Consider the following 13,920-nt stretch of genomic DNA (forward strand, 5'->3'; position numbering starts at 1 on the left):
TGTCACAATTTGTTATCTCCCCTGAGAACACTCCATGGACACTTTGCAAAACATGCGCGCCTTCAGTTGCGTGGCCGAAGCCGGCAGCTTCACCGCCGCTGCCGCCCAACTGGACACCACCACGGCCAACGTCTCGCGCGCGGTCTCCAATCTGGAGGCCCATCTGCAAACCCGCTTGCTCAACCGCACTACCCGGCGCATTGCCCTTACCGAAGCAGGTAAACGCTACCTGCTGCGCTGCGAACAGATCCTGGCCTACGTTGAAGAAGCCGAGGCCGAAGCCAGCGACGCCCATGCGCGCCCCGCCGGACAGTTGAAAGTGCACACCATGACCGGTATCGGCCAGCACTTCGTAATCGACGCCATTGCCCGCTACCGCCGCACCCACCCGGACGTGACCTTCGACCTGACCCTGGCCAACCGCGTGCCGGACCTGTTGGACGAGGGCTATGACGTGTCAATCGTGCTGGCCAGCGAACTGCCGGATTCAGGCTTCGTCTCCCAACGCCTGGGCATCACCTACAGCATCGCCTGCGCCTCGCCCGACTACGTCAAGGCCAAGGGCTGTGCACAGCGCCCCCAGGACTTGCTCAACCATGCCTGCCTGCGCCTGGTCAGCCCAGTGATTCAGTTGGACAAGTGGACCTTCAACGGCCCCGAAGGCCAGGAAAGCGTGGCGATCAACACCTCGCCGTTTCTGGTGAACTCGGCGGACGCGATGAAAACCGCGATCACCAGCGGCATGGGCGTCGGCCTGTTGCCGGTGTATGCGGCCATTGAAGGCCTGCGTAATGGCACCTTGGTGCGGGTCATGCCCACCTACCGTTCCCAGGAGCTGAACCTGTACGCCATCTACCCCTCGCGCCAATACCTGGATGCGAAGATCAAGACCTGGGTGGAATACCTGCGCGGTTCGTTGCCGGAGATCCTGGCGGCGCATCAGGCGGAGCTGGTGGCGTACGAGTTGAGTGGCAGCCTGAGCGGTGCGCGGCTGGCGAACTGATTGCTACCAGGCGATACAGGTCAAATGTGGGAGGGGGCTTGCTCCCGATGGCAGTGGATCGGTCAATACATCTGGCGACTGACGCACCGCTATCGGGAGCAAGCCCCCTCCTACATGTTTCCCTGCCCACTTTAGGTCTGCCGTGTCCTGACAACAGTGGCAAGGAATGTTAGCTTGCTTGGCATTCTTCCGTAGTCGATGAGCCCGCCTGCCATGAAAAAGACTGTTCTCGCCTTCAGCCGCGTCACCCCAGCCATGATCGAACGCCTGCAACAGGATTTCGAGGTGATCGCGCCTAACCCCAAGCTGGGCGACATCAATGCGCAGTTCAATGAAGCCCTGCCCCACGCCCACGGTTTGATCGGCGTGGGTCGCAAGTTGGGCCGTGCGCAGCTCGAAGGCGCGAGCAAACTGGAGGTGGTGTCCAGCGTGTCAGTGGGCTACGACAACTACGACGTGCCGTACTTCAACGAGCGCGGGATCATGCTCACCAACACCCCTGACGTACTCACCGAAAGCACCGCCGACCTGGCGTTCGCCCTGCTGATGAGCAGCGCGCGCCGAGTGGCAGAGCTGGACGCCTGGACCAAGGCCGGTCAGTGGAAAGCCAGCGTCGGCGCGCCGTTGTTTGGCTGTGATGTACACGGCAAGACCCTGGGCATCGTCGGCATGGGCAATATCGGCGCGGCCGTGGCCCGTCGCGGGCGCCTGGGCTTCAACATGCCGATTCTGTACAGCGGTAACAGCCGCAAGCTGGAGCTGGAACAGGAGTTGGGCGCGCAATTCCGTAGCCTGGACCAGTTGCTGGCCGAGGCGGATTTTGTCTGCCTGGTGGTGCCGTTGAGCGACAAGACCCGTCACCTGATCAGCACGCGCGAGCTGGGGCTGATGAAATCCAGCGCGATTCTGATCAACATCTCCCGTGGCCCGGTGGTCGACGAACCGGCGCTGATCCAGGCCCTGCAGGACCAGACCATTCGCGGCGCCGGGCTGGATGTGTATGAGCAGGAGCCACTGGCGCAGTCGCCGTTGTTCCAATTGAGCAACGCGGTGACCCTGCCGCATATCGGCTCGGCAACCAATGAAACCCGTGAGGCCATGGCCAACCGCGCGTTGGACAACCTGCGCAGTGCTCTGCTGGGCGAGCGTCCGCAGGATTTGGTGAACCCGCAGGTCTGGAAGGGCTGATGTTAAGGGCCCTGATCGCGCCTACAGTTTCCAGCGGCTGGGTCGATAACCTTTCATAGATCGTCATCCCTGATCCACAGAAGGTTTTTATGTCCACCACCAAAGCCCGCGCAGACTCACTCTCACTTCTGCTCTTTACCTTGCGCAGCGGCAAGCTGATGGCCATCAACCTGCTGAAAGTCAGCGAAATCATTCCCTGCCCGCCGCTGACCAAACTGCCGGAGTCTCATCCGAACGTTAAAGGCATCGCCACCCTGCGCGGTGCCTCGCTGTCGGTGATCGACCTGAGCCGCGCCCTGGGCGAACGGCCCTTGGAAGACCCGAACGGCGGCTGCCTGATTGTCACTGACGTGAGCCGTTCCAAACAGGGTCTGCATGTGCAGGCGGTGAGCAAAATCGTGCACTGCCTGACGACCGACATCCGCCCGCCACCCTACGGCTCCGGCGGCAACCGTGCGTTTATCACTGGGGTAACTCAGGTGGAAGGCGGCCTGGTGCAGGTGCTGGACATCGAAAAAGTCATCCACGGCATCGCGCCGGCACCGATTGAAGCGGCGCCCACCGACTTGACCATGGAAGAAGCCGAAGTGCTCGGCAATGCGCGGATTCTGGTGGTGGATGACAGCCAGGTCGCCCTGCAGCAGTCGGTTCATACCCTGCGCAACCTCGGCCTGACCTGCCACACCGCGCGCAGCGCCAAGGAAGCCATTGATGTGCTGCTGGAACTGCAAGGCACCGCCGCGCAGATCAATGTCGTGGTGTCGGACATTGAGATGTCCGAGATGGATGGTTACGCCCTGACCCGCACCCTGCGTGAAACGCCAGACTTCCAGCATCTGTACGTTTTGCTGCACACCTCCCTGGACAGCGCGATGAACAGCGAAAAAGCGCGCCTGGCCGGCGCCAACGCGGTACTGACCAAGTTCTCATCCCCCGAACTGACCAAATGCCTGGTGGTGGCTGCGCAAACCGTGGCGCAACAGGGTCTGTAATCGGTGACGGCGTATTACCAACTGCTGCGCCGCGACCTCACTGCCGGCCTGCCCGCGCCACAATGGCCGGCCGGGACCGTACTGGACCATTACCGTGACGCGTTGGCGCCAGCGATTCACGCCGTACTGCGCATGACCCAGGATCAGGGCGGTGGTCGTGTCGCCAACCTCGATGAATGGCGGCAACAGTTCGTCACCGATGCAGAATTCGAGCCCACGCTGTGCCTGGTCGCCAGCAACGCCGACGGTATCCTCGGCGTAGCCCAGTGCTGGACCAGCGCCTTCATCAAGAACCTCTCCATACATCCTTGCGCTCAAGGCCAGGGGCTAGGCCGCGCGTTATTGCTGCACACCTTCCAGGTGTTCAAGCAACGTGGTGAACCCTATGTGGACCTCAAGGTACTGGAAAGCAACCTACGCGCCCGGCAGCTGTACGAGAGCGCGGGTATGGTGTTTGTACTGCGCGATGTGGTCGAAGAGGACTGACAGGCGCTGGCGCATAACTTGCTTCCAGAGAATCGTACCGGTGGAAAGAGGTAAAAACCCGTCACCGTAACTGCGTGCCCTCTGACCTAGCCTGGTGACAGATCCGCCATGAACACCCATTTTTCCTGCGTCGGTTGCGGTAAATGCTGCACCGACCACCACGTCCCCCTGACCCTCGCCGAAGCCCGTATGTGGGCGGCGGACGGCGGTAACGTCATTGTTCTGGTGGAGGGATTCCTCGGTAGCGGACTGGGCCTGCCCCAACAGCAACGCGAGCACGCCGAACGCCGTTCGGTGGTGGTGCCCAGCGGCAACACCGAAGCATTTGTGGCAATCACGTTTGCCGCCTACAACGCCGGGCGCTGCCGGAATCTTGACGAAGACAACCTGTGTCGCATCTATGAGCGTCGACCGTTGGTCTGCCGCATCTACCCGATGGAGATCAACCCGCATATCCCGCTCAACCCTGCCGCCAAGGATTGCCCGCCAGAATCCTGGGAACAGGGCCCGGCGTTGATCATCGGCGGCGAACTGATGGACCAGGAGCTCGCAGTGCTGATCCAGCGTTCGCGCCAGGCAGACCGCGATGACGTGCAGACCAAGGAAGCGGTGTGCGCCTTGCTGGGCATTCGCACCACAGCGCTCAAGGGGGATGGATTTACCGCGTACTTGCCGGACATGGGCGCATTTGCCCAGGCGATTGAGTTGGCAATTGATCAGCCGTCCGTGGCCAATGAGTGGGTGTTTCATGTGTCCGGGCTGGACATCGCCGAACAGGTGCTGGACGCCGGGGCGCAGATTGCTACCGAGGTGCCGGCCAACTACGCGTTTATTTCGTTGCGGGCTGCATAGTCTCTTTATCGACCTAACCCAAAAGCGCTCATGGCGCAGCGTCTAACCGGTAATGCTGGATTATCCGCTGATACTCACCATTCTGTTTCAGCTGTTCGAGGGCGCAGTTGAGTTCCTTGCGCAGTGCGGTGTCGGGCTTACGCACCGCAATCGCCACGCCATCCCCCAGCAGTGCAGCCGAAATGGGCGGGCCCAGGAAGTCGAAATCCCGACCTTCGTCGGTGTCGAGCAAGGCTTCGCGAATTTCTACGGTGCCTTGCAGGGTCGCGTCGATTTCGCCGGCTATCAGACTGCGGACCAAATCATTATTGAGCCAGAAGCTCTTGACGATGACGCCCCTGTGCGCCCACTTCGTACGGGCAAACGCTTCACGATTGCTCCCCAGCAATACGCCAACCCGCTTGCCCTTGAGCGACTTAACATGGGGCAGCAGGCCTGATGTGCTACGGCCCACCAGCCGGGTGGTAAAGGGATAGAGGTTATCGGTGAAGCTTACCCAACGCCGCCGTTCCGACGTAGGCGCCATCCCCATGATCGCGTCGAATTTTCTGGCTTCAAGGGAGAGGAAGTCTTCGACAACCACTTGGTCGACCCAAACGCAGCGCGCATTCAACTGCACGCACAGGGCATTGCCCAACTCGATATTGAGGCCAACCAACTGCCCTTGCGGGTCGCGGCTCTGGAAGGGGGGGAATTGCGCAGCAACGGCGAAGCGGATTTCGCGACGCGTTTGATCATCGGCCGCAAGGGCATCAGCCGAAAACAACAGGGCAAGCACTACACAGATGTGTATCAGGGCCAAGGGAAACGTCCTTTTCCGGAAAGACCAGCGTCGCCTCGCTCCCCCCATGAACATCGGGGGCAGAGCAAAGGCTGTGCAAGCTTTCAAGAAACGGCAGTGGACCTACAATCAGAAAGATCAGCAGAAGCTGTAGGCAACAATCGACACAATGTGCCGCTTGTTAACCTCAGCGTTTACCCATCGAACGACGGGTGCCCGGCGGCGCCATGCCGGGTGACTTGGTGTGGCCGTTTTTGGCACCGTTCTTGTACCAAGGCTGGGCGGCATTCTTGGCCCCAGCCAGCTCACCCGGCTTGAACGGAAACTTAAACGCCGGGATCTCGGCTTTTTCAACGCCTTCAGCGCTGGCCGGATCGACGATGTCGGTCGCGTCAACAGGGGGTTGTGTCGGGGAAGTCATGGAAGCTCCGGAGCGTGCAGAAAATGATGCGGGGCCGGCTTGCGGGCCACACTGGCGCGCAGTATACCTGCGCGCCTGAGATCTTTAACCACCGCCTGTACGAATGGTCGGAGTTTGCTGACAGCGCTGTCAGTTAGCAGTCACCCTGCTGACCGGGTTGAAGGGCTATAAAGATCACTCACTCTCCCCATCCTTTGCCCCGGCGCCTCACCCATGCAGATTCAACGAAAAACCGCCCTGATTGTGGGTGTCCTCGTGGTCGTAGCGATTGCAGCCTGGGCGCTGACCCGGCCGGCCAAGACCAAGCTGGCAGTACCGACCGCGATCCCGGTCCGGGTGGTGAGCGTGGTGCAACAGGATATCCCGCGTTTTGTCAGCGGCATTGGCACGGTGTTATCGCTGCACAGCGTGGTGATTCGCCCGCAAGTCGACGGCATCCTGACCCAATTGCTGGTCAAGGAAGGCCAACGGGTCAAGGTCGGCGACCTGCTGGCGACCATTGATGACCGCTCGATTCGCGCCAGTCTCGACCAGGCCAAGGCGCAGTTGGGCGAGAGCCAGGCGCAACTGCAGGTAGCGCTGGTCAACCTCAAGCGCTACAAGGAGTTGAGCATCGACGACGGCGTGTCCAAGCAGACCTATGACCAGCAACAAGCTCTGGTCAACCAGCTCAAGGCCACCGTCCAAGGCAACCAGGCCGCAATCGATTCGGCCCAGGTCCAGCTTTCCTACACCCAGATCCGCTCCCCCGTCAGCGGCCGCGTCGGTATTCGTAACGTGGACGCGGGCAATTTCCTGCGCACCAGTGATACCCAGGGCCTGTTCTCAGTGACCCAGATCGACCCGATTGCCGTTGAGTTCTCGCTGCCTCAGCAGATGCTGCCGACCCTGCAAGGCCTGATCGCCGCGCCTGCCCCGGCGAGTGTCGACGCCTACCTGGGCGCTGACACCGACGGCCAGACCGGCGACTTGCTCGGTGAAGGCCATTTGAGCCTGATCGACAACCAGATCAGCTCCACCACCGGCACACTGCGCGCCAAGGCTGAGTTCAGCAACGCCTCCCAGCGCCTGTGGCCGGGGCAACTGGTGACCATCAAAATCCAGACCGCGCTCGACAAAAATGCCCTGGTGGTGCCGCCGACCGTGGTGCAACGCGGCCTGGATTCGCACTTCGTGTACCGGGTCAAGGGGGACAAGGTTGAGGTGGTGCCGGTGCAGGTCACCTATCAAAACAGCGACGTGAACATCATCACGGGTGTGCAAGCCGGTGACGTGCTGGTCAGTGATGGCCAGTCGCGACTCAAGGCCGGTGCTCAGGTGGAGGTGCTCAAAGAACCACCGCAAGTGATCCAGACCGTCGATGCCAAGGTGCAGCCATGAGCCGCTCGCCTTCAGCCTGGTGCGTCGACCACCCGGTCGCCACCCTGCTGCTGACCTTCGCCCTGGTACTGCTCGGGATGATTGCCTTCCCTCGCCTGGCCATCGCCCCACTGCCGGAAGCGGAATTTCCGACGATCCAGGTCACCGCACAATTGCCCGGCGCCAGCCCGGACACCATGGCCTCATCGGTGGCCACGCCGTTGGAAGTGCAATTCAGTGCCATCCCCGGCATGACCCAGATGACCTCCAGCAGTGCCCTGGGCTCAAGCCTGCTGACCCTGCAATTCACACTCGACAAGAGCATCGACACCGCCGCCCAGGAAGTGCAGGCGGCGATCAACACCGCGTCGGGCAAGCTGCCCAGCGACATGCCGAGCCTGCCGACCTGGAAAAAGGTCAACCCGGCGGACAGCCCGGTACTGATCCTCAGCGTCAGCTCCGACAGCATGCCGAGCACCGAGCTGAGTGACTACGTGGAAACCCTGCTGGCGCGGCAGATCAGCCAGATTGACGGTGTGGGCCAGATCAACATCACCGGCCAGCAACGCCCGGCGATACGCGTGCAGGCCTCGCCTGACAAACTCGCCGCCATCGGCCTCACCCTGGCCGATGTGCGCCTGGCAATCCAGCAATCGAGCCTCAACCTGGCCAAGGGCGCGATCTATGGGGAAAACAGCGTGTCGACCTTATCGACCAACGACCAGCTGTTTCACCCGGAGGACTACGCCCAACTGATCGTTTCCTACAAGGACGGTGCACCGGTTCAACTGCGCGATATCGCCAAAGTCATCAACGGTTCGGAAAACGCCTACGTGCAAGCCTGGTCCGGTGATACACCCGGCGTAAACCTGGTGATCTCGCGCCAGCCCGGCGCAAACATCGTCGAAACCGTGGACCGCATCCAGGCTGAACTGCCGCGCCTGCAAGGCATGTTGCCGGCTTCGGTGCAGGTCAGCGTACTGACCGACCGCACCAAGACCATCCGCGCCTCGCTGCATGAGGTGGAAGTGACGCTGCTGATCGCCATCCTGCTGGTGGTGGCGGTGATGGCGTTGTTCCTGCGCCAGTTGTCGGCGACGCTGATTGTGTCCAGCGTGCTCGGCGTGTCGCTGGTCGCCAGTTTCGCGGTGATGTACCTGATGGGGTTCAGCCTGAACAACCTGACCCTGGTGGCGATTGTCATCAGCGTTGGCTTCGTGGTGGATGACGCCATCGTGGTGGTGGAAAACATCCACCGCCATCTGGAAGCGGGCCTCGACAAACGCGAAGCGGCCATCAAGGGCGCGGGGGAGATCGGCTTTACGGTGGTGTCCATCAGCTTCTCGCTGGTGGCGGCGTTTATTCCGCTGCTGTTCATGGGTGGCGTGGTCGGGCGCTTGTTCAAGGAGTTCGCGCTGACGGCGACGTCGACCATCCTGATTTCGGTGGTGGTCTCGTTGACCCTGGCACCAACCTTGGCCGCGCTGTTCATGCGCGCCCCGACCCACCCCGCCCACGACAAACCCGGCTTCAGCGAACGCCTGCTGGCCGGATACTCGCGCAACCTGCGCCGCGCACTGGCCCATCAACGCACCATGGCCGCCATTTTCGTGGTGACCCTGGCCCTGGCAGTGGTCGGCTACGTGTTTATCCCCAAGGGCTTCTTTCCGGTACAGGACACCGGTTTTGTGCTCGGCACCAGCGAAGCGGCGGCCGATGTGTCGTACCCGGACATGGTCGCCAAGCACAAAGCCTTGGCTGAGATCGTCAAGGATGACCCGGCGGTGCAGGCGTTTTCCCATTCGGTGGGGGTGACGGGCAGCAACCAGACTATCGCCAACGGGCGCTTCTGGATCGCCCTGAAAGACCGGGGTGATCGAGATGTTTCGGCCAGCCAGTTCATCGACCGCATCCGCCCGAAACTGGCCAAAGTGCCGGGCATCGTGCTGTACCTCCGTGCCGGCCAGGACATCAACCTCAGCTCCGGCCCCAGCCGTGCCCAGTACCAATACGTGCTCAAGAGCAACGACGGCCCGACGCTCAACACCTGGACCCAGCGCCTCACCGAAAAACTGCGTGCCAACCCGGCGTTTCGCGACCTGTCCAACGACCTGCAACTGGGCGGCAGCATCACCCACATCAGCATCGATCGTCAGGCGGCCGCACGCTTTGGCCTGAACGCGACCGATGTCGACCAGGCGCTGTATGACGCCTTCGGCCAGCGCCAGATCAACGAGTTCCAGACCGAGATCAACCAGTACCAGGTGGTGCTGGAACTGGACACCCAACAACGGGGCAAGGCCGAGAGCCTGAACTACTTCTACCTGCGCTCGCCGCTGACCAACGAAATGGTGCCGCTGTCGGCACTGGCCAAGGTCGACCCGCCCACCGTGGGGCCGTTGTCCATCAGCCATGACGGCATGTTCCCGGCTGCCAACCTGTCGTTCAACCTGGCGCCTGGCGTGGCGTTGGGTGATGCGGTCGTCATGCTCAACCAGGCCAAGAATGAAATCGGCATGCCGACGACCATCATCGGCAACTTCCAGGGCGCGGCACAGGCGTTCCAAAGCTCGCTGGCCAGCCAGCCGTGGCTGATCCTTGCGGCGCTGGTGGCGGTCTACATCATCCTTGGGGTGCTGTATGAGAGCTTCGTGCACCCGCTGACGATTATTTCCACCTTGCCCTCGGCCGGTTTGGGCGCGTTGATCATGTTGTGGTTAATGGGGCAGGACTTTTCGATCATGGCGTTGATCGGCCTGGTGCTGTTGATCGGCATCGTGAAGAAGAACGGCATCCTGATGATCGACTTCGCCCTGGAGGCCCAGCGCGTGCGCGGGCTACCGCCGGAAGAAGCGATCTACGAAGCCTGCGTGACGCGGTTCCGCCCGATCATCATGACGACACTCGCCGCCCTGCTCGGCGCGGTGCCGCTGATGGTCGGCAGCGGACCAGGTGCAGAAATGCGCCAGCCGCTGGGGATAGCCGTGGTCGGCGGCCTGCTGGTGAGCCAGGCGCTGACGCTGTTCACCACGCCGGTCATATACTTGTACCTTGAGCGTTTTTTCCACCGGCCCAAACCAGCTGCCGAGCTGGCGACCACACACTGAGGCGGGTCATGCGCGTACTGATTGTTGAAGATGAAGAAAAAACCGCCGACTACCTGCACCGCGGCCTGACGGAACAGGGCTACACCGTCGACGTGGCCCGCGAAGGCGTCGAAGGTCTCCACTTGGCGCTGGAGAACGATTACGCGGTGATCGTGCTCGACGTGATGCTGCCCGGCCTCGACGGCTTTGGCGTACTGCGTGCCTTGCGTGCGCGCAAGCAGACGCCAGTGATCATGCTCACCGCCCGCGAGCGCGTGGAAGACCGCATACGCGGGCTGCGTGAGGGCGCCGACGATTATCTGGGCAAGCCGTTCTCGTTTCTCGAACTGGTGGCGCGCCTGCAAGCCCTGACCCGGCGCAGCGGTGGTCATGAGCCGGTGCAAGTCACCGTCGCCGACCTGTGGATTGACCTGATCAGCCGCAAAGCCAGCCGCAACGGTGTGCGCCTGGACCTGACGGCCAAGGAGTTCTCGCTGCTCAGCGTGTTGGCGCGGCGCCAGGGTGAAATTCTGTCCAAGACAGCGATTGCAGAGATGGTTTGGGACATCAATTTCGACAGCGACGCCAATGTGGTCGAAGTCGCGATCAAGCGCCTGCGCGCCAAGCTGGATGGGCCCTTCGAACACAAACTGCTGCACACCATTCGTGGCATGGGTTATGTGCTGGAGAACCGCAGTGCCGTCTAATTCCATCGCCCTGCGCCTGAGTGGCATGTTCACGTTGGTGGCGCTGCTGATTTTTGTGTTGATCGGTGGCGCGCTGTACCAGCAGGTCGACCGCAGCCTCGGATCGTTGCCGGGCGCGGAACTGGATGCGCGCTACAGCGTGCTGGAGTCCTCGGTGAACCGCTTCGGTACGCCGGACCATTGGGTGAAGATCAAGGCCAAGCTCAAACTATTGAGTGAGGAAGACAAGCGCATCCGCTTCTGGGTAGTCAGCACTGATCCGAACTTCGAGTATGGCGAGCCGGATGCGCAGATCCGCGCCTTCGCCGAGGGCCCCAGCGGCAAGCGCGATTTGCATCTGCCGGGCTACACCCATCCGTTCAAAGTGCTGGTGAGCCAGTTTCCAGCCAAGGACCAGCGCCCGCCGTTGCGCTTCATGATTGCCATCGACACCGAGAACTTCCGCGCCACTCAGCATCACTTGCTGGTGGCATTGGTCAGCCTGGCGCTGGTTGGCGTGGTGCTGGCTGCGCTGTTGGGGTTCTGGGTGTCGCGCATTGGCCTCAAGCCCCTGGGTAGACTCTCGGATGAAGCGCGCAAACTCGCGCCGCCAAAACTCTCCGGACGCCTGCAACTGTCGCCACTCCCCCCGGAGCTCAAGCAGTTCGTCAACTCGTTCAACTCCACCCTCGACCGCGTTGAGCAGGCCTACTCGCGCCTGGAATCCTTTAATGCCGATGTGGCCCATGAACTGCGTTCACCGCTGACCAATCTGATCGGCCAGACCCAAGTGGCGCTGACCCGTGGGCGTTCGGCCGAGCATTATCTGGAAGTGCTGGAGTCGAACCTGGAAGAGCTGGAACGCCTGCGTTCGATCATCAACGACATGCTATTCCTCGCCAGCGCCGACCAGGGCAGCAAGGCCACCAAGCTGATCGAAAGCTCCCTGGCCGATGAGGTGGCGACCACGCTCGACTACCTGGACTTCATTCTCGAAGACGCTCAGGTGCGGGTGCAGGTCCACGGCGACGCCCAGGTACAGATCGAAAAAGCCCACCTGCGCCGTGCGCTGATCAACCTGTTGAGCAATGCGGTTCAGCATACGGCGCCGGGGCAGGTGATCGACGTGAACATTGACGTGCTGGAGCATCAGGTGGCCATCGCCGTGACCAACCCCGGCGAGGCAATTGCCGGCGAGCACCTGCCGCGGTTGTTCGAGCGGTTCTATCGGGTGGACGCCTCGCGTAGCAACAGCGGGGCGAATCATGGATTGGGGCTGGCGATCGTCAAGGCGATTGCGTTGATGCACGGTGGCGACGTGTTTGTGCGCAGCGAACAGGGGGGCAATACCTTCGGCATTACTCTGCCGGTGTAGGCCGCCCACATGGAATTCCATCCAATCACTGTTGCGATTTGGGCAACAGTCATTCTCTTGTTACACTCTATATCGTACCGCTCACCTGCGTTAATTTGACGCATCGATGAGCGCGGCGGCAAAGGCAGCTACCCGCTTACCCGAATTTCCCTCGACTTATTTCCAGGGCTCTACACTGGGAATCTGTCTTAAAGCCGCTGATATCAGCGGCTTTTTTTTGCCGTAAAAAAGGCCAGGCACACCCCCACGACATTGGCCGTTTTCGATAGACCAAAGGAGCCTTACCGGTGAAGAACTCGCTGACGTTCACCCCGTTATTCCTCGCGATTGCAGCAACGATCGTCCCCCTTGCCCACGCGGCAGACACTACCCCCACTGAAGGTTTTATCGAGGGCTCGCACCTCAACATCAACACCCGCAACTACTACATGAACCGCGACCGTCGTGACATTCATACCGATGACAGCAAGGAGTGGGGCCAAGGCTTTCTCGGCACTTTCGAATCCGGCTACACCCAAGGCACCGTCGGCTTCGGCCTGGATGCCCACGCCATGCTCGGCCTCAAACTCGACGGCGGTGGCGGCACTGACGGCTCCAGCATTCTTCCCTACGGCAGTACTGACGGCAGCGGCAAAGCCCCCGGATCGTTCTCCACCGCTGGCGCTACTTTGAAGATGCGTGCCTTTGATACCGAGTTGAAGGCCGGTGATCTGTTCCTCAACAACCCGGTCATCGCGGGCGGCCAGACGCGCATGCTGCCGCAGACTTTCCGCGGCGTGAGCCTAAGCAATCACAGCTTCGACGGTTGGATGTTCGAAGGCGGCCAGGCCAGCTTCACCAAGCTCTACAACCAGAGCGGCCACCGTCGCATTGGCACCAGCTACGGCGCCCTGCCGACTAACACCGACAGCCAGCACATGAACTGGGCCGGCGTTTCGTTCAGCGGCATTCCCGGCCTGACCAGCAACCTGTACGCCTCCGAACTCAAGGACGTGTGGCACCAGTACTACTACGACCTGGACTACACCTACGCACTCAATGACCTGGTCAGCCTCAACCCGGGTCTGCACTACTACCACACCCAAGACACCGGCCAGTCGTTGCTCGGCGGCATCGACAACAACACCTACAGCCTGCATTTCACCGTGGGCGTGGGTAATCACAGCGTCACCGCCGCTTACCAGCGCGTCAACGGAAACACGCCGTTCGACTACATCGCTCAGGGCGACAGCGTGTACCTGGATAACTCCCAACAATACTCGGACTTCAACGGCCCCAACGAGCGCTCGTGGAAGCTCAAGTACGCCTATGACTTCGCCGGCCTCGGCATGCCCGGGCTGACCTCGGCGGTGTCCTACATCAGTGGCAAGACCGACCTGACCAAGGTCGACCCGCAAAGCCGAGGCTACAGCGCCTGGTACAGCGCCGATGGCAAAGACGCCAAGCACTGGGAACGGGATATCGACGTGAAATACGTGGTGCAAGGCGGCAAGGCCAAGGATTTGGCAATGCGTTTTCAATGGGCAACCAACCGCGGCAGCAATGGTTATTCGGCGGTTGACCGGGACGTGGATGAATATCGGGTGATTATCGACTACCCGATCAACGTATTCTGACCCCTGGAATCTTTCTTTTTAGCCAATGATTTAATTTTCATCGGGTAGAACTAAACTGCCAGCATTCACACCGCT

Annotated in this window: 12 protein-coding genes; 10 read left to right on the forward strand and 2 right to left on the reverse strand. The window is 61.2% G+C overall.

What is annotated here, in order from left to right; translation table 11 throughout:
* Positions 1-34 precede the first annotated feature (34 nt).
* From ACKZ62_RS23560 to ACKZ62_RS23580, 5 genes are all read left to right on the forward strand, one after another.
* Entirely contained in the window at positions 35-1,003 is a 969-nt protein-coding gene (locus ACKZ62_RS23560; protein ID WP_027604744.1) for a LysR family transcriptional regulator, read from the forward strand.
* A 213-nt stretch (positions 1,004-1,216) separates the two neighbouring features.
* A complete protein-coding gene (locus ACKZ62_RS23565; RefSeq protein WP_032886485.1) occupies positions 1,217-2,191 on the forward strand; it encodes a 2-hydroxyacid dehydrogenase in 975 nt (324 codons plus the stop codon).
* An 89-nt stretch (positions 2,192-2,280) separates the two neighbouring features.
* Positions 2,281-3,183, forward strand: a complete 903-nt coding sequence (locus ACKZ62_RS23570) for a chemotaxis protein CheV (RefSeq protein WP_032886338.1) — start codon at positions 2,281-2,283, stop codon at positions 3,181-3,183.
* A gap of 3 nt (positions 3,184-3,186) precedes the next feature.
* A complete protein-coding gene (locus ACKZ62_RS23575; protein ID WP_447095899.1) occupies positions 3,187-3,669 on the forward strand; it encodes a GNAT family N-acetyltransferase in 483 nt (160 codons plus the stop codon).
* Between the two features lie 108 nt (positions 3,670-3,777).
* Positions 3,778-4,521 carry a YkgJ family cysteine cluster protein gene (locus ACKZ62_RS23580; RefSeq protein WP_260367770.1) on the forward strand — a complete coding sequence of 248 codons (744 nt, stop codon included), beginning with the start codon at positions 3,778-3,780 and terminating at the stop codon, positions 4,519-4,521.
* Positions 4,522-4,549: 28 nt separating this feature from the next.
* Here the strand turns inward: ACKZ62_RS23580 and ACKZ62_RS23585 are convergent, their stop codons facing one another.
* A complete protein-coding gene (locus tag ACKZ62_RS23585; RefSeq protein WP_447095900.1) occupies positions 4,550-5,323 on the reverse strand; it encodes a transporter substrate-binding domain-containing protein in 774 nt (257 codons plus the stop codon).
* Between the two features lie 166 nt (positions 5,324-5,489).
* Positions 5,490-5,723 carry a hypothetical protein gene (locus ACKZ62_RS23590; protein ID WP_032886334.1) on the reverse strand — a complete coding sequence of 78 codons (234 nt, stop codon included), beginning with the start codon at positions 5,721-5,723 and terminating at the stop codon, positions 5,490-5,492.
* A 213-nt stretch (positions 5,724-5,936) separates the two neighbouring features.
* Between ACKZ62_RS23590 and ACKZ62_RS23595 the strand changes: the two genes are divergently transcribed.
* From ACKZ62_RS23595 to ACKZ62_RS23615, 5 genes are all read left to right on the forward strand, one after another.
* Entirely contained in the window at positions 5,937-7,103 is a 1,167-nt protein-coding gene (locus tag ACKZ62_RS23595; protein WP_447095901.1) for an efflux RND transporter periplasmic adaptor subunit, read from the forward strand.
* Positions 7,100-10,189 (forward strand): multidrug efflux RND transporter permease subunit, encoded by a 3,090-nt coding sequence (locus tag ACKZ62_RS23600; protein ID WP_032886332.1) that lies wholly within the window; start codon positions 7,100-7,102, stop codon positions 10,187-10,189. Before ACKZ62_RS23595 ends, ACKZ62_RS23600 begins: the two co-directional genes overlap by 4 nt.
* A gap of 8 nt (positions 10,190-10,197) precedes the next feature.
* Entirely contained in the window at positions 10,198-10,875 is a 678-nt protein-coding gene (locus ACKZ62_RS23605; protein ID WP_032886331.1) for a heavy metal response regulator transcription factor, read from the forward strand.
* Positions 10,865-12,229 (forward strand): heavy metal sensor histidine kinase, encoded by a 1,365-nt coding sequence (locus ACKZ62_RS23610; RefSeq protein WP_447095902.1) that lies wholly within the window; start codon positions 10,865-10,867, stop codon positions 12,227-12,229. Before ACKZ62_RS23605 ends, ACKZ62_RS23610 begins: the two co-directional genes overlap by 11 nt.
* Before the next feature lie 287 nt (positions 12,230-12,516).
* A complete protein-coding gene (locus ACKZ62_RS23615; RefSeq protein WP_099601153.1) occupies positions 12,517-13,845 on the forward strand; it encodes an OprD family porin in 1,329 nt (442 codons plus the stop codon).
* Positions 13,846-13,920: the final 75 nt, after the last annotated feature.

Source organism: Pseudomonas sivasensis, assembly GCF_052938085.1.

Coding starts and splice junctions, on each gene's coding strand:
- ACKZ62_RS23565 (WP_032886485.1), top strand. CDS start 1,217: ATGAAAAAGACTGTTCTCGCCTTCAGCCGCGTCACCCCAGCCATGATC.
- ACKZ62_RS23605 (WP_032886331.1), top strand. CDS start 10,198: ATGCGCGTACTGATTGTTGAAGATGAAGAAAAAACCGCCGACTACCTG.
- ACKZ62_RS23570 (WP_032886338.1), top strand. CDS start 2,281: ATGTCCACCACCAAAGCCCGCGCAGACTCACTCTCACTTCTGCTCTTT.
- ACKZ62_RS23595 (WP_447095901.1), top strand. CDS start 5,937: ATGCAGATTCAACGAAAAACCGCCCTGATTGTGGGTGTCCTCGTGGTC.
- ACKZ62_RS23580 (WP_260367770.1), top strand. CDS start 3,778: ATGAACACCCATTTTTCCTGCGTCGGTTGCGGTAAATGCTGCACCGAC.
- ACKZ62_RS23600 (WP_032886332.1), top strand. CDS start 7,100: ATGAGCCGCTCGCCTTCAGCCTGGTGCGTCGACCACCCGGTCGCCACC.
- ACKZ62_RS23590 (WP_032886334.1), bottom strand. CDS start 5,723: ATGACTTCCCCGACACAACCCCCTGTTGACGCGACCGACATCGTCGAT.
- ACKZ62_RS23560 (WP_027604744.1), top strand. CDS start 35: ATGGACACTTTGCAAAACATGCGCGCCTTCAGTTGCGTGGCCGAAGCC.